Consider the following 15720-nt stretch of genomic DNA (forward strand, 5'->3'; position numbering starts at 1 on the left):
GGTCCATCCCCATGAAGATCCTCTGGTTCATTCCCACCCACGGCGACTCGCGTTACCTCGGCACCAGCAAGGGCGCCCGTGTCGCCACGCTCGACTACTTCCGCCAGGTGGCCATCGCCGCCGACAGCCTCGGCTACGAAGGTGTGCTGCTGCCCACGGGCCGCTCGTGCGAAGACTCCTGGATCGTCGCGGCCGCGCTGATCGAGGCCACGCGGAACCTCAAGTTCCTCGTGGCGTTGCGGCCCGGGCTCGTGCAGCCGTCGCAGTCGGCCCGCATGGCCGCCACGTTCGATCGGATGTCCAACGGCCGGCTGCTCGTCAACCTCGTGACCGGCGGGGACGCCGAGGAACTCGAAGGCGACGGCCTGTTCCTGCCGCATTCGGAGCGCTACGAACTGTCTCGCGACTTCCTCACCATCTGGCGCGAGGTGCTGGCGCACAGCCACGACGGCACGCCGTATTCGTACGACGGCAAACACCTGCAGGTCAGGGGCAGCAAGGTGCTGTACCCGCCCGTCAACAAACCGTACCCACCCATCTTCTTCGGTGGTTCGTCGGAGGAGGCGCACGAGCTGGCGGCCGAGCAGCTGGACACGTACCTCACGTGGGGCGAGGCGCCTGATGCGGTCGCCGCGAAGGTGGCCGACATCCGGCAGCGCGCTGCCAGGCACGGCCGCACGCTCGAGTTCGGCATCCGCCTGCACGTGATCGTGCGCGAGACCGAGGACGAAGCCTGGCGCGCCGCAGCCGAACTGGTGTCGCACCTCGACGAGGCCACCGTGGCCGCGGCGCAGAAGAAGTTCTCGCAGATGGACTCGGTGGGCCAGCGCCGCATGGCCGAGCTCAACAAGGGCAAGTTCAACAAGGCCAACATCCGCGAGGGCCTCGAGGTGTCGCCGAACCTGTGGGCCGGCGTGGGCCTCGTGCGCGGCGGGGCCGGCACGGCCCTGGTGGGCAACCCGCAGCAGGTGGCCGACCGCATCAAGGAATACGCCGACCTCGGGCTCGAGTACTTCATCCTGTCGGGCTACCCGCACCTGGAGGAAGCACACCGGTTCGCCGAACTCGTGTTCCCGCTGCTGCCGCTGAAACTGCGCGACAAGCTCGCCGCGCAGAACCTGACCGGGCCGTTTGGCGAGATCGTCGCCAACACGTACGTGCCCAAGGTCTCGCAGAGCTGAGGGGCGGCCACCGTGTCACAGACATCCAGCTCTCCGTTTGACCGCTTCACGGCCCGGCCGTGGGTCCAGGCCGCGTTGCCGTGGCTATTCCCCGTGCTGGTGCTCGTCGCCTGGCAGGTGTCGTCGCAGGCCGGGTGGTTGTCCACCCGCGTGCTGCCCGAACCTTGGGCCGTGTTGAAAGCCTTCTGGGCCCTCACCGTGTCCGGTGAAATCTGGCAGCACGTGGCCACGAGCACGTGGCGCGCGATGGTGGGTTTTGCCATCGGTGGCGGCCTGGGCCTGGCGCTCGGGTTGCTGACCGGCACCTTCAAGTCGGCCGAGACACTGCTCGACTCCACGCTGCAGATGATCCGCAACATCCCGGCGCTGGCGCTGATCCCGCTCGTGATCCTGTGGTTCGGCATCGACGAGGCGGCCAAGCTGTTCCTCGTGGCGCTCGGGGTGTTTTTCCCGGTGTACCTGAACACGTTCCACGGCATCCGGTCGGTGGACAAGGGCCTGATCGAGATGGCGCGCAGCTACGGCCTGTCGGGCTGGCCGCTGTACCGCCAGGTGATCCTGCCCGGGGCCATGGCATCCATCCTCGTGGGCGTGCGTTTCTCGCTCGGGCTGATGTGGGTGCTGCTGATCGTCGCGGAAACCATCTCCGCCCAGGCCGGCATCGGCTACATGACGATGAACGCCCGCGAGTTCCTGCAGACCGACGTGGTGCTGGTCGGCATCCTGCTCTACGCGCTGCTCGGCAAGCTGGCCGACGTGGCGGCCAAGGGCCTGGAACGCTGGTGGTTGCGTTGGCACCCCGGTTACCAGGCCGCACCGAAGACCTGAAAAGACCCATCCCATGAGCCAGCAACACCTCACCCTCCCGGCCGGCGCCGCGTTCGCGCCCGCCCGTCCCCAGGCCACCGCGCGCGTGGCCCGGCCCCATGGCGCGGCCGTGCACGCGCAGGCCATCGTCAAGCGTTATGGCGGCCGCGAGGTGCTCCAGGGCGTGGACCTGCGCCTGGCGCCCGGCGAATTCGTCTCCATCGTGGGCCGCAGCGGTTGCGGCAAGAGCACGCTGCTGCGCTTGCTGGCAGGCCTCGAGTCGGCCGACGCAGGACAGATCACGTTCGACGGCGAGGCGGCGTCGCTGCACCGCCAGGACATCCGCATCATGTTCCAGGACGCGCGCCTGTTGCCGTGGAAGCGGGTGGTCGACAACGTGGCGCTGGGCCTGACGGGCCCGGACGCCAAGGACCGCGCGCAAGAAGCCCTGGCCCAGGTGGGCCTGGCCGAGCGGGCCAAGGAGTGGCCCGCGGTGCTGTCGGGCGGCCAACGACAGCGTGTGGCGCTGGCCCGGGCGCTGGTGCACGCCCCGCGCCTGCTGCTGCTCGATGAACCGTTGGGGGCCCTTGACGCGCTGACCCGCATCGAGATGCACCGGCTGATCGAACGCCTGTGGCAGCGCCACGGCTTCACGGCACTGCTCGTGACCCACGACGTGGCCGAATCGGTGGCGCTGGCCGATCGCGTGGTGTTGATCGAAGACCACCGCATCGCGCTCGACGACCCCATCGGACTGCCGCGCCCGCGCCACCGCAACCCGGCATTCGCGGCGCACGAGGAGCGCATCCTGAACCGCGTGCTGCAGCAGCCCGAGAACGAGGCAGCCGCCCCGGGCTGGGCACCCGAAACCACCGCGGCCCATGGCTTGAGGTGGGCCATTTGACGCACGCTTACTCGCAAATCGCATTTCGTTCGGCTTTTTCATTCGTTCTCCAAGTGAGCGCCGTTTCCTACGATGCACAGCAAGCGGACACCTTGTTCGCATTCCCCTGACCCGAAGGACTTTCTCGATGACTCACTCCCGTTCCCTGCGGCACCTGCTCACGGTCACCACCCTCGCACTGGCCGCAGGCAGCGTCTGGGCGAAGGACATCTCGCTGCTCAACGTGTCGTACGACCCCACCCGCGAGCTGTACGTCGAGTACAACGCCGCGTTTTCGAAGTACTGGAAGGCCAAGACCGGCGACACGGTCACGGTCAAGCAGTCGCACGGCGGTTCGGGCAAGCAGGCACGCTCGGTCATCGACGGCATCGACGCCGACGTCACCACGCTGGCCCTGGCCTACGACATCGACGAGATTTCCGAGAAGGCCAAGCTGATCAAGCCCGACTGGCAGAAGCGCCTGAAGCACAACAGCTCGCCGTACACGTCGACCTACATCTTCCTGGTGCGCAAGGGCAACCCGAAAGGCATCAAGGACTGGGGCGACCTGGTCAAGCCGGGGGTGTCGGTGATCACCGCCAACCCGAAGACGTCCGGTGGCGCGCGCTGGGGATACCTCGCCGCCTACGGCTACGCGCTGCGCCAGCCGGGTGGCAACGACGCCAAGGCCCGCGAGTTCGTCGGCAACCTGTTCAAGAACGTGCCGGTGCTCGACTCGGGCGCCCGTGGCTCCACGGTGACGTTTGCCGAACGCGGCATTGGCGACGTGCTGCTTGCCTGGGAAAACGAGGCCCACCTGTCCATCAAGGAATTCGGCGACGGCAAGTTCGACATCGTCTACCCGCCCAGCAGCATCCTGGCCGAGCCGCCCGTGACGGTGGTGGACAAGGTGGTGGACAAGCGCGGCACCCGTGACGTGGCCAACGCGTACCTCGAGTACCTGTACAGCAACGAGGGCCAGGAGATCGCCGCGAAGAACTTCTACCGCCCGATCGACGAGAAGGTGGCTGCCAAGTACGCCAAGAACTTCCCGAAGGTGAGCCTGTTCACCATCGACGAGGTGTTCGGCGGCTGGACGAAGGCGCAGAAGACCCACTTCGCCGACGGCGGCGTGTTCGACCAGATCTACACAAAAAAGTAGGCCCCCCAGTCGCTTCGCTCCTGCCCCCAGGGGGCGACCCCGGGTCGGCCGGCGAAGCCGGTCCTCGCGGGTGGCTTGATGGGCGGCTTGCTGCGCTTGCCTTGTTTGACGCCCGGTTCTTTTTGCCGGGCGTTTCCTTATGCGGTTTTCGACTAAGCAACGAGGAAACGCGTTGTTTACGTTTGTATCAGGCGTCCTTTACGATCCGCTGTTGCTTTTTCAACAGGCCTTCCTGCCATGACTTCTGCCGTTGTTTCCCGCCGCGCCACCCTCGCTGCCGTTGCCGCCACGCTGCTGATGGGCGCCGCACCCGCCACGTGGGCGGCTGGCCCGACGCTGTTGAACGTGAGCTACGACGTGGCCCGCGAGTTCTACAAGGACTACAACGCCGTGTTCATCGCCCACTGGAAAAAGACGACGGGCGAGGACCTGACCGTCAACCAGTCGCACGGCGGTTCGAGCAAGCAGGCCCGCAGCGTGGCCGATGGCCTCGAGGCCGACGTCATCACGATGAACCAGGCCAACGACATCGACTTCCTGCACGACAAGGGCAACCTCGTGCCGGCGGACTGGGCCAAGCGCCTCCCGAACAACGCCGCTCCCAGCACCTCCACGTCGGTGATCCTGGTGCGCAAGGGCAACCCGAAGGGCATCAAGGAGTGGGCCGACCTGGGCCGCCCGGGCGTGTCGGTGGTGATCCCGAACCCGAAGGTCTCGGGCAACGGGCGCTACACGTACCTGGCCGCCTGGGGCGCTGCGCTCAAGTCGGGCAGCGACGCTGCCAAGGCGCGTGACCTCGTCACCCGCATCTTCGGCAACGTGCCGGTGTTCGACGGCGGCGGCCGTGCCGCCACCACCACGTTCGCGCAGCGCAACATCGGCGACGCGCTGGCCACGTTCGAGAGCGAGGTGCCGCTGATCCTGAAGGAGTTCGGCAACGACTTCGACGTGGTCTACCCCACCACCAGCATCCTGGCCGAGAACCCCGTGTCGGTGATCGACAAGGTGGTGGACCGCAAGGGCACGCGCAAGCAGGCCGAGGCCTACCTGAAGTACCTGTGGTCCGACGAAGGCCAGGAAATCGTCGCGAAGCACAACCTGCGCCCGCGGTCGGAGAAGGTGCTGGCCAAGTACGCGAAGCAGTTCCCGAAGATCAACCTCTTCACCGTCGACGAGGTGTTCGGCGGTTGGACGAAGGCCCAGAAGGAGCACTTCGACGACGGCGGCATCTACGACCAGGTGATCGCCGCCGCCAAGAAGCGCTGATCGCACGCCCCGGGCCGCCCGCCGGCCCGGCGTTTCCTCTCAAACTCCACGCCCCATGTTCCTCTCCCGCACGCTCCTGAAGCGGCACAGCGTGTTGCCGGGCTTCGACCTCGCGCTCGGCTTCACGGTGATGTACCTGTGCTTCATCGTGCTGATCCCGCTGTCGGCCGCGTTCCTGAAGACGTTCACGCTCACCTGGCCCCAGTTCTGGGACACGGTCACGTCACCCCGGGTGATGGCCTCGTATCGCCTCACGTTCGGCGCGTCGTTCGCGGCCGCCATCGCCAACGCCTTCTTCGGCCTCATCATCGCGTGGGTGCTGGTGCGCTACGACTTCTTCGGCAAGCGCTTCATCGATGCGCTCGTCGACCTGCCGTTCGCGCTGCCCACGGCCGTGGCCGGCATCGCGCTCACCGCGCTGTACGCCGGCAACGGCTGGATCGGCCAGTACCTCGCATTGATCGGCGTGAAGGTGTCGTACACACCGCTCGGCGTGTTCGTCGCGCTCACGTTCATCGGCCTGCCATTCGTGGTGCGCACGCTGCAACCGGTGCTGGAAGACCTGCAGAAGGAGCTCGAGGAGGCCGCCGCCACGCTGGGCGCCACGCGTTGGCAGACCTTCACCCGCGTGCTGTTCCCGATCATGATGCCGGCGCTGCTGACGGGCTTCGCGCTCGCGTTCGCCCGCGCCCTCGGCGAATACGGCTCCGTGATCTTCATCGCCGGCAACATGCCCATGGTGTCCGAGATCACCCCGCTCCTCATCATCACGAAGCTGGAACAGTACGACTACGCAGGCGCCACGGCGATCGCCGTGGTGCTGCTGGTCGTGTCTTTCGTGATGCTGCTGGCCATCAACCTGATCCAGGCCTGGGCGCGCAAGCGCCAGGGAGGCTGAACGATGACCACCTTGAATACCACCGCAGACGCCGCCGTGCCCGCGGTCTCCGTGGGCCAGGTGCGCAAGTCCGCGCTCGCGGCCACGGCCGAACCCGCGTGGGTGCGCTGGGCGCTGATCGGCACGGCGCTCGCGTTCCTGACCGTGTTCCTGTTCGTGCCGCTGGTCGCGGTGTTCGTCGAGGCCTTCAAGAAGGGCGCCGACGTGTACTTCGCGGCCATCGTCGATGCCGACGCGCTGTCGGCCATCAAGCTCACGCTGATCGCCGCGGTCATCTCGGTGCCGCTGAACCTGGTGTTCGGCCTTGCCGCGGCGTGGTGTATCGCGAAGTTCGACTTCCGCGGCAAGAACGTGCTGCTCACGCTGATCGACCTGCCGTTTTCGGTGTCCCCGGTCATCGTGGGCCTGATCTACATGCTCGTGTTCGGGTTGCAGGGCTGGTTCGGTGAATGGCTGCGCGACCACGACCTCAAGATCGTGTTCGCGGTGCCCGGCATCGTGCTGGCCACCGTGTTCGTCACCTTCCCGTTCGTGGCCCGCGAGCTGATCCCGCTGATGCAGGCGCAGGGCCAGGAGCAGGAAGAGGCGGCGCGGGTGCTAGGCGCCTCGGGCTGGCAGATGTTCCGCCGCGTGACGCTGCCCAACGTCAAGTGGGCGCTGCTGTACGGCGTGATCCTCTGCAACGCGCGTGCGATGGGCGAGTTCGGTGCGGTGTCCGTCGTGTCGGGCCACATCCGTGGCCAGACCAACACGATGCCGCTGCACATCGAGATCCTCTACAACGAATACCAGTTCGCCGCGGCCTTCGCGGTGGCATCGCTGCTGGCATTGCTGGCGCTTGTCACCATGGCCCTGAAATACATCGTCGAGCGCCGCGTCAGGCGCGAAGTGCGCCTCGCAAGCGAGAACCAAGGAGTTACCCCATGAGCATCCAGGTCCGCAACCTGAACAAGCGGTTCGGCGCCACGGTCGTGTGCGACAACCTGAACCTCGACATCCCGTCCGGCGAACTCGTTGCCCTGCTGGGCCCGTCGGGCTCGGGCAAGACCTCGCTGCTGCGCATCATCGCGGGTCTCGAGCGGCCCGATTCAGGCTCGGTGCTGTTCCACGGCAACGACACCACCCACGACGACGTGCGCGACCGCAACGTCGGCTTCGTGTTCCAGCACTACGCGCTGTTCGCGCACATGAGCATCTTCGAGAACGTCGCGTTCGGCCTGCGGGTGCGCCCGCGCGCCACCCGCCCGTCCGATGCGAAGATCCGCGAGAAGGTGATGGAGCTGCTCAAGCTCGTGCAGCTCGACTGGATCGCCGACCGCTACCCGCACCAGCTCTCCGGTGGCCAGCGCCAGCGCATCGCGCTGGCCCGTGCGCTGGCGGTGGAGCCGAAGGTGCTGCTGCTCGACGAGCCATTCGGCGCGCTCGATGCCAAGGTGCGCAAGGAACTGCGCCGCTGGCTGCGCCGCCTGCACGACGAGGTGCATGTCACCAGCGTGTTCGTCACCCACGACCAGGACGAGGCCATGGAAGTGGCTGACCGTGTGGTGGTGATGAACAAGGGCCGCATCGAACAGGACGGCACGCCCGACGAGGTGTACGACCGCCCGGCCACGCCGTTCGTGCTGCAGTTCCTCGGTGACGTGAACCTGTTCCATGGCCGCTTCGGCCACGCCCCGGGAGGTGCCACGGAGGCGGGCGAGGTGAGCTACGTGCGCCCGCACGAACTCGAGATCCTGCCCGTGGCCACCGAAGGTGCGTTGCCCGTGACGCTGTCGCAGGCGCTCACCGTGGGGCCGCAGACCCGCATCGAGTTCAAGCGCCTGGACGACGGCAGCTACGTCGACGTCGAGATGCCGCGCAGCGAGTACAACGCGCTGCGCCAGCGCCTGAACCTCGACACCGGCAGCCAGGTGCACCTGCTGCCGCGGCGTGTCACGCGCTTCTCGGCGGGGCAGAACCCCGTGGCGAGCGAAACGACGGATCCGGCGTCGATGATCTGACCCTGGCGCTCAGGCGCCATCGTCATCGAGGTCCTGGGTGTCGCGCACGACACCCAGGCGCAGCCCCAGCACGCCCAGCACACGGTTGACCGACTGCACGTTGCCGGCGCTGTCGCCGCGCTCCAGGTTCTGCAGCGTTTTCAAAGAGACGCCGGCCAGCGCAGAGAACTCGGCGGCGGTCAGGCGCATCGTGGTCTTCAGGTGGCGGATCACCTGGTGCAGCGGCCACGACGGGTTTGCCAGCACATCGTCGACAGCTTGCTTGCGCAGCGTCAGTTGCTGGCTCAGCGGCAGTTCGTTGTAGCGCTTGTCCATGCGGTGCTCCGCGCTCCACGCTCAGCGCAGGTTCTCGAGCTGGCGGACCTGGGCGTCGATGCCCGGTGCCAGATGGCTGAGCACCTCGTGCTCGATGCCGATCGACTCGCCGTGGTCGCGCACCGCGAGCAGCGCCGGGGCCATGGACCGCAGGCCTTCGGCAAGGTGGTCACGGTCAAGCGCCGCGGGCGGGCGGCCCCTGGCCGCTTGGCACACTGCGTCGAGCACCCGGGCCCAGTCAGGGGCGCCCCCGTCGTTGCCCTCCCACCGGATGCGGCGCGCGATGCCGTCGGGGTGCATGTACATCGGCACGAAGTCGAACAACGGCGTCAGGCGCACGACGCCCTGGTCATCGCGCTGCACCGCGGTGTTGCGGGCATGGTTGTCCTTGTTGCCGAGCGCGAGGTTCGCGACATCGCGCCGCAGGTATTCCAGCACTTCCGCCTGAGGATCGGTGCATCGCAGCACCAGCTGCCGGCAGACGTCATCGTGGCTGGGCACCGTGATGAATCCCACCTTGCCGGTCAGCGTCGCGATGCTTTCCTGTGCGAGGCGGATCACCTGGGGCGCGGCAGCATCGGCATCGACGCGCCGGTCGAAGCGCGGGATGAACAACGCCCGTTCGCGAAAGACGAGGTCGGCGTGAACACGCAGGCCCAGCAAGCGTGCAGCCTGCATGTAGGGCGCCTCGTGCCGGAGGATGCGGGCCAGGTCGGCGTCGGCACCGCGTCCGAACTTGACGATGAAGTGTTCGGTGGCCTCGCTATCGGGCAACGTGTGATCGAGGTAGAGCAGGCCGTCCCGGCCGCGGGTCAACAAGATCTTGGGCCACTCGCCCTGCACGCCTGACGAGCCGGCGACAAACAGGCCGTGGGACGCCAGGTGTTCCGCGAAGTCTTCCCCGCGTCGAGCCACTTCGGCGTCGGTGAACCCCTGGGTGGGGCCGGCACGGGCGGCCAGCCACTCGGCGGCTTCCTTGACGCGCAGGTTGCCGATGGGGTTGCCCGCGCCAGCCAGCAGCAGCGGCCAGTCGGCTTCGGACTGGGCGGTGGCTGGCAGTTGCAGGCGTTTCAGCAGTTCACCGCGGCCGAACCCTTGAGGCAGCGCATCGACCAGGAACACCGGCCAATGGGGCAGTTCGAGGGCCTTCAGGCCCACCGGGGTTCGGCAACTGAACGCTGCCGCGTCGCGTCGCCCCGCGTGGGCCACGGCCCAGTCGGCCGCATAGCCGGTGTAGGACCGGGCCTGCCAGCCGGCGTTCACCGGGCCGAACAGGCTGGTGGAGCCGGCGTCGTGCCAGGCGCCATCCAAATGGAGCTGAAGCGTGCATGCGTCTATCATTTCGGCAAAACATTACCATGAAAGCGGGGGGCAAAGGCTTCATTCAGGGTGGTATTTTGCCTAAATATGATTGCAAGGGGTTCGCCGGATCACAGCTCCCCGATGCGTTCCCCAGGGCTCGTCGCCATCGCCTTCTGCACCACATCGCGGGTCAATGTGGAAGCGAAGGTCTCGATGAAGTCGTAGACGTAGCTGCGCAGGAAGCTGCCGCGGCGAACCGCGAGCTTCGTCAGGTTGATCGCGATCAGCTGGCCTGCGTCGATGGCGCGCAGGTTGCGATCACGCTCTTCGTCGAACGCGATGGATGCCACGATGCCCACGCCCAGGCCCAGCTCGACGTAGGTCTTGATCACGTCCGCGTCCATGGCGGTCAGCACCAGGTCGATGGGCAGGCCGGCTGCTTCGAAGGCCTCGTCGATGTGGATGCGGCCCGTGTAGCCGGCGCCATACGTGATGATCGGGAACTTCGACAGGCGCTGCAGCGTGAGCGGTTCGCCGTCGAGCAGCGGGTGGTCGGGCGGCACGATCACGCTGTGGGTCCAGCGGTAGCAGGGCAGGGCGACCAGGTTGTCGTACTTGTCGAGGGCCTCGGTGGCAATGCCGATGTCGGCCTCGCCCGAGATCAACATCTCGGCCACCTGCTTGGGTGAGCCCTGGTGCAGGTTCAGCGTGACCTGCGGGTAACGCTGGCGGAAGTCACGCACCGCGCCGGGCAACGCGTAGCGCGCCTGCGAGTGGGTGGCCGCGATCGACAGCCGGCCGTTCGCCTGTTGCGTGAATTCCTCGCCGGCACGGCGCAGGTTGTCGGCGTCGTTCAGCATGTTCTCGACGATGGGCACGATCAGCGTGCCCACCTCCGTCAGCGACGTGAGCCGCTTGCCCGCACGCACGAAAAGGTCCACCCCGAGTTCTTCCTCGAGTTCGCGGATCTGGCGGCTGACACCGGGTTGCGACGTGTGCAGCACCTTGGCCACCTCGGTGAGGTTGTAGCCGCAGCGAACCGCTTCACGGACCGAGCGCAGTTGTTGAAAATTCATGGGAGGGGACCGGCAGAAAAAACGGGCCGAAGCCGGCCCGCGTGCGTGAGGGGCGAGTGCCTTACTTGTTCGGCTGCGGCGTGAGGCGCAGGTACGGCGTGACAGCGGTGTACCCCTTCGGGAACTTCTGCTTGATGACCTCGGGGTCCTGGATGGACGGCACGATCACGACGTCGTCACCGTCCTTCCAGTTGCCGGGCGTGGCCACGCTGTGCGAGTCGGTCAGCTGCAGCGAGTCGATCACGCGGAGGATCTCGTCGAAGTTGCGGCCGGTGCTGGCCGGGTACGTGATGGTCAGGCGGATCTTCCTGGCCGGGTCGATCACGAACAGCGAGCGCACCGTGGCCGTGGTGCTGGCGTTCGGGTGGATCAGGTCGTACAGCTCGGAGACCTTGCGGTCCGCGTCCGCGAGGATCGGGAACCCCACCACGGTCTTCTGGGTGGTGTTGATGTCGTTGATCCACTTGGCGTGCGACTCGACCGCGTCGACCGACAGCGCGATGGCCTTGACGTTGCGCCTTGCGAACTCGTCCTTCAGCTTGGCCGTGAGGCCGAGCTCGGTGGTGCACACCGGCGTGAAGTCGGCGGGGTGGGAGAACAACACACCCCAGCTGCTGCCGAGCCAGTCGTGGAAGTGGATCTCGCCCGCGCTGGATTGCTGGGTGAAGTCAGGGGCGGTGTCGCCGAGTTTCAAGCTGGCCATCGTGATCCTTGCTGTTGATTTCCGAACAGGGGGTCAGTATCCGAGGCACGCTTCGGTGAAGGAACAACTGATTCATGCTTTTCTTATGCGTTTTTCGCACAAGAGAAAACGGAGGCCACTGGCCTCCGTTGGCGGGGAGCCCGGCGGGTTCAGGGTGACGCGCGGGCCGTCGGGGCGGGTGCAGGCGCGTGGATGGCCGGCACCTCCGCCTGGGCCGCCGTGTGGGGCACGAGGCCGCCGGGCAACAGCGGCACGATCAGCAGGGCCACGATGTTGATGATCTTGATGAGCGGGTTCACGGCCGGGCCGGCCGTGTCCTTGTAGGGGTCGCCCACGGTGTCGCCGGTGACGGCGGCCTTGTGCGCCTCGGAACCCTTGCCGCCATGGTGGCCGTCCTCGATGTACTTCTTCGCGTTGTCCCATGCACCGCCGCCGGTGCACATCGAGATGGCGACGAAGAGGCCCGTGACGATGGTACCCATCAGCAGCCCGCCGAGCGCGGCCGGGCCCAGCAGCAGGCCCACCAGGATGGGCACCACCACCGGCAGCAGGCTCGGGACGATCATCTCCTTGATGGCCGCCCCCGTGAGCATGTCGACCGCGCGGCCGTACTCGGGTTTGCCGCTGCCGTCCATGATGCCCTTGATGTCGCGGAACTGGCGGCGCACTTCCTCCACCACCGCGCCAGCGGCGCGGCCCACGGCCTCCATCGCCATCGCGCCGAAGAGGTAGGGGATCAACCCGCCGATGAACAGGCCCACGATGACCATCGGTTCGGACAGGTCGAACCGCACGACCAGCCCGCGCGCCGTCAGCGCGTGGGTGTAGTCGGCGAACAGCACCAGGGCGGCCAGGCCCGCCGACCCGATGGCATACCCCTTCGTGACCGCCTTCGTGGTGTTGCCGACGGCGTCGAGCGGGTCGGTCACGTCGCGCACGGACTTGGGCAGCTCGGCCATCTCGGCGATGCCGCCGGCGTTGTCGGTGATGGGGCCGTAGGCATCGAGTGCCACGACGATGCCGGCCATGCTCAGCATGGCGGTGGCGGCCACGGCGATGCCGTAGAGGCCGGCCAGCTCGTACGACACGAGGATGGCGATGCAGACGAACAGCACCGGCCACGCGGTGGAACGCATCGACACGCCGAGCCCGGCGATGATGTTGGTGCCGTGCCCGGTGGTGGACGCCTGGGCGATGTGCTGCACCGGCTTGTAGTTGGTGCCGGTGTAGAACTCGGTGATCCACACCATCGCGGCCGTCAGCACGAGGCCCACGGCACACGCGCCGAACAGGCGCAAGTGCGTGTCTGCACCGAGTGCGTTGTCGGGCATCACCGCCTTCGTGATGAACCAGAAGCCGACGAGCGAGATGACCCCGGCCACCGTCAGCCCCTTGTAGAGCGCCGGCATCACGTTTTTCATGCCTGGGCTGGCCTTGACCGCGCTGCACCCGATGATGGAGGCGATGATCGAGAACGCGCCGAGCGTCAGCGGATACAGCACCGCGTACAGCGCGGCATTGGGCACCACCAGCGCGCCGAGCGCCATCGTGGCGATCAGCGTCACGGCGTAGGTCTCGAACAGGTCGGCCGCCATGCCGGCGCAGTCGCCCACGTTGTCACCCACGTTGTCGGCGATCACGGCCGGGTTGCGCGGATCGTCCTCCGGGATGCCGGCCTCCACCTTGCCCACGAGGTCGGCGCCCACGTCGGCCCCCTTCGTGAAGATGCCACCCCCGAGCCGCGCGAAGATGGAGATCAGTGACGCGCCGAACGCGAAGCCCAGCAGCGGCTTCAGCGTGCCCGCCAGCATCTCGGGGGCCACCGCGCCGCCGCGGGTGAGGAACATGAAAAAGAGCGTCACGCCCAGCAGGCCGAGGCCCACCACCAGCATGCCGGTGATGGCGCCGCCCTTGAACGCGACGTTGAGCGCCGGGGCGATGCCTTGCGTGGCCGCCTGCGCGGTGCGCACGTTGGCGCGCACCGAGACGTTCATGCCGATGAACCCGCACGCGCCCGACAGCACGGCGCCGAGCACGAACCCGCCCGCGGTGATGAGGTCGAGGAACAGGCCGATGAGGATGGCCAGCACGACGCCGACGATGGCGATGGTCTTGTACTGGCGCGCGAGGTATGCCGACGCCCCTTGCTGGATGGCCGCCGCGATCTCCTGCATGCGGGGGTTGCCAGGGTCCTGCTTCAGGATCCAGCTTCTCTGGATGAAGCCGTAGAGAACCGCGATCGCTCCGCAGGCCAGCGCGAGGTACGCCAGCAGGTTGGGCGCCAGGGGTTGGGACATTGGGGGACTCCTTCGTCGTCTGAACGTGGACTACTGGAACGGAACCGTCAAATGCCTTCGCCCCGGGTACCAACGTGGGGACGTGTAGCGGCGCATGCTAAGGGAACAACGGACCGAAGTCCTCATGGTGTTTTCCAGCGGTAAGGACACTGCAAGGGAACAGCCGTGCGAAAGGGTAAAATACGTGTTTTCCCGCGTCCGCAACCTGACCACCTACACCATGAGCCTGGACAAAGTGACCCCTGGGGCCAAAGCGCCCGAGCAGTTCAACGTGATCATCGAGATTCCGATGAACGCCGATCCCGTCAAGTACGAGGTGGACAAGGACAGCGGCGCCCTGTTCGTGGATCGCTTCATGAGCACGGCGATGCACTACCCGTGCAACTACGGCTACATCCCCCAGACGCTGTCCGACGACGGCGATCCGGTGGACGTGCTCGTGATCACGCCGTTCCCGCTGTTCCCGGGCGTGGTGGTGCCATGCCGCCCCATCGGCATCCTGAAGATGGAAGACGAGGCTGGCGGTGACGCCAAGCTGCTCGCCGTGCCCATCGACAAGATCCTGCCGATCTACACGCACTGGCAGAAGCCGGAAGACATGAACCCGCTGCGCCTGAAGACCATCCAGCACTTCTTCGAGCACTACAAGGACCTGGAACCCGGCAAGTGGGTCAAGGTCACGGGCTGGGAAGGCCCGGAAGCCGCCAAGGAAGAAGTCCTCAACGGCATCGCCGCGTACGCCAAGTCCGCCAAGGACTGAGAACGCCGCATCCGCAGCAGGAGGCCGCAGCGTGCTGCGGCTTTTTTCATGGCGTCAGCCGTTGCGCTCGCGCTGGCGGTACATCGCCTCGATGACGGCGTGCCGCGTCCAGAATGCTTCGGGCACCTGGCCGCGCAGGCGGTCCTCGAGGATGTCGGCGTGGGTGTGCCATCCGCCGCTGACGCTGCGCAGTTCGGCCGAGTCGGCGAGCCGGGTGTGCGTGAGCACGAGCCGCACCAGGTTGCCCTGGGGCACGAGTTCGAACATCACCTCCGACGCGGCCGGGCCCGGTCCCCAGGTGAACCCCAGCCGGTGCAGCGGATCAATCTGCGTGACGGTGCCGCGCAGCACGTGGCCGGCCTCCATCGCCCGGTAAGCCTCGGGCGTGGGTACCTTGACGGGAGAGAGGTCGGCATGCCGGAAGTGCAACTCCACCGCACCACCGAGCCGCAGTTCCATCGGGCCACCCGCGAGCCAGAGCGCGCGTTTGTCGGGGTCGGTCAGGAATTCCCAAACCCGTTCGGCGGGGCCGGGCAGCAGGCGCTCCATGCGCACGGTGCTGGCGGAAACCGGGTGGACATGCCCATCCACGGGATGCAGTTCACGGTCGAGCGTGGACAGCATGAAGTCCCAGCCGGCCCGTGTGCGCTGGGCGAAGTCGGCCCATTCGGCCGGGATCTCGTGCAAGAGGGTCAGCTCGCAACCACCCGGTGAATCGGCGACGGTGACGGTGACCCGCGACGATGCGGTGCCAGCCACGCCCCAGGTGAACACGAGGCGGCCGGGCCGCACGATCTCCAGGTATTCGCCGACATGGTCGAGCACCTGGCCCTGCCGCTCCACCTCGAATGAGAACCGGCCGCCCACGCGCGGGTCGAGGGTGAGGTGGCAGATGCGTTCGTCGCGCACCCCCGGGCCGAACATCCAGCGGCCGATCCAGGCCGGGTCGAGCCACGCGTCGAACACCCGGTCGGCGGGCACATCGAATCGGTGGGTCACGGTGACGGTGGTGTCGGTCATCGCGGGGTCTCCTGGCGGCGGCGCCGGTGGCCCAGGATGAAAGGTCCTGG

15 protein-coding genes are annotated in these 15720 nt (G+C 67.1%); 9 read left to right on the forward strand and 6 right to left on the reverse strand.

The genetic code is table 11. The annotated features are described in order from the left end of the window. Positions 1 to 11: 11 nt before the first annotated feature. The 8 genes from ssuD to ASC87_RS13130 all read left to right on the forward strand — a co-directional run bounded on the left by ssuD (position 12) and on the right by ASC87_RS13130 (position 8197). Positions 12 to 1181, forward strand: a complete 1170-nt coding sequence (gene ssuD / locus ASC87_RS13095; RefSeq protein WP_056662190.1) for an FMNH2-dependent alkanesulfonate monooxygenase — start codon at positions 12 to 14, stop codon at positions 1179 to 1181. A gap of 12 nt (positions 1182 to 1193) precedes the next feature. Continuing rightward, a complete protein-coding gene (gene ssuC / locus ASC87_RS13100; RefSeq protein WP_056662192.1) occupies positions 1194 to 2009 on the forward strand; it encodes an aliphatic sulfonate ABC transporter permease SsuC in 816 nt (271 codons plus the stop codon). Between the two features lie 13 nt (positions 2010 to 2022). Next, positions 2023 to 2892: an ATP-binding cassette domain-containing protein gene (locus ASC87_RS13105; protein WP_082568608.1), complete on the forward strand. Its 870-nt coding sequence runs from the start codon at positions 2023 to 2025 to the stop codon at positions 2890 to 2892. A 127-nt stretch (positions 2893 to 3019) separates the two neighbouring features. Continuing rightward, positions 3020 to 4033, forward strand: a complete 1014-nt coding sequence (locus tag ASC87_RS13110; RefSeq protein ID WP_056662195.1) for a sulfate ABC transporter substrate-binding protein — start codon at positions 3020 to 3022, stop codon at positions 4031 to 4033. Between the two features lie 237 nt (positions 4034 to 4270). Further along, positions 4271 to 5299 carry a sulfate ABC transporter substrate-binding protein gene (locus ASC87_RS13115; protein ID WP_082568609.1) on the forward strand — a complete coding sequence of 343 codons (1029 nt, stop codon included), beginning with the start codon at positions 4271 to 4273 and terminating at the stop codon, positions 5297 to 5299. A gap of 55 nt (positions 5300 to 5354) precedes the next feature. Beyond that, entirely contained in the window at positions 5355 to 6197 is an 843-nt protein-coding gene (gene cysT / locus ASC87_RS13120) for a sulfate ABC transporter permease subunit CysT (RefSeq protein WP_056662198.1), read from the forward strand. Between the two features lie 3 nt (positions 6198 to 6200). Continuing rightward, complete coding sequence (gene cysW / locus ASC87_RS13125; protein ID WP_082568610.1) at positions 6201 to 7124, forward strand: sulfate ABC transporter permease subunit CysW; 924 nt, start codon at positions 6201 to 6203, stop codon at positions 7122 to 7124. Next, positions 7121 to 8197: a sulfate/molybdate ABC transporter ATP-binding protein gene (locus ASC87_RS13130; RefSeq protein ID WP_056662201.1), complete on the forward strand. Its 1077-nt coding sequence runs from the start codon at positions 7121 to 7123 to the stop codon at positions 8195 to 8197. Before cysW ends, ASC87_RS13130 begins: the two co-directional genes overlap by 4 nt. Before the next feature lie 9 nt (positions 8198 to 8206). On the opposite strand, the gene ASC87_RS13135 is transcribed toward ASC87_RS13130, so the two are convergent. From ASC87_RS13135 to ASC87_RS13155, 5 genes are all read right to left on the reverse strand, one after another. Next, positions 8207 to 8512, reverse strand: coding sequence for an XRE family transcriptional regulator (locus ASC87_RS13135; RefSeq protein ID WP_056662204.1), 306 nt, complete (start codon positions 8510 to 8512; stop codon positions 8207 to 8209). Between the two features lie 21 nt (positions 8513 to 8533). Further along, positions 8534 to 9853 carry a type II toxin-antitoxin system HipA family toxin gene (locus ASC87_RS13140; protein ID WP_056662207.1) on the reverse strand — a complete coding sequence of 440 codons (1320 nt, stop codon included), beginning with the start codon at positions 9851 to 9853 and terminating at the stop codon, positions 8534 to 8536. Positions 9854 to 9942: 89 nt separating this feature from the next. Then, entirely contained in the window at positions 9943 to 10890 is a 948-nt protein-coding gene (locus ASC87_RS13145; protein WP_056662209.1) for a CysB family HTH-type transcriptional regulator, read from the reverse strand. Between the two features lie 61 nt (positions 10891 to 10951). Then, on the reverse strand, positions 10952 to 11593 hold the full coding sequence (locus tag ASC87_RS13150) for a peroxiredoxin (RefSeq protein WP_056662211.1): 642 nt from the start codon (positions 11591 to 11593) through the stop codon (positions 10952 to 10954). Between the two features lie 149 nt (positions 11594 to 11742). Next, the gene (locus ASC87_RS13155) at positions 11743 to 13890 is read right to left on the reverse strand and encodes a sodium-translocating pyrophosphatase (protein WP_056662215.1); all 2148 of its coding nucleotides are present in this window, start codon (positions 13888 to 13890) and stop codon (positions 11743 to 11745) included. A 220-nt stretch (positions 13891 to 14110) separates the two neighbouring features. Here ASC87_RS13155 and ppa point away from each other — a divergent pair, with 220 nt between their 5' ends. Then, the gene (gene ppa / locus ASC87_RS13160; RefSeq protein ID WP_056662391.1) at positions 14111 to 14650 is read left to right on the forward strand and encodes an inorganic diphosphatase; all 540 of its coding nucleotides are present in this window, start codon (positions 14111 to 14113) and stop codon (positions 14648 to 14650) included. Positions 14651 to 14704: 54 nt separating this feature from the next. On the opposite strand, the gene ASC87_RS32745 is transcribed toward ppa, so the two are convergent. After that, the gene (locus ASC87_RS32745) at positions 14705 to 15670 is read right to left on the reverse strand and encodes an SRPBCC domain-containing protein (protein ID WP_200954356.1); all 966 of its coding nucleotides are present in this window, start codon (positions 15668 to 15670) and stop codon (positions 14705 to 14707) included. Positions 15671 to 15720: the final 50 nt, after the last annotated feature.

Origin of the sequence: Rhizobacter sp. Root1221 (genome assembly GCF_001425785.1) — a bacterium.
GTDB lineage: Bacteria > Pseudomonadota > Gammaproteobacteria > Burkholderiales > Burkholderiaceae_C > Rhizobacter.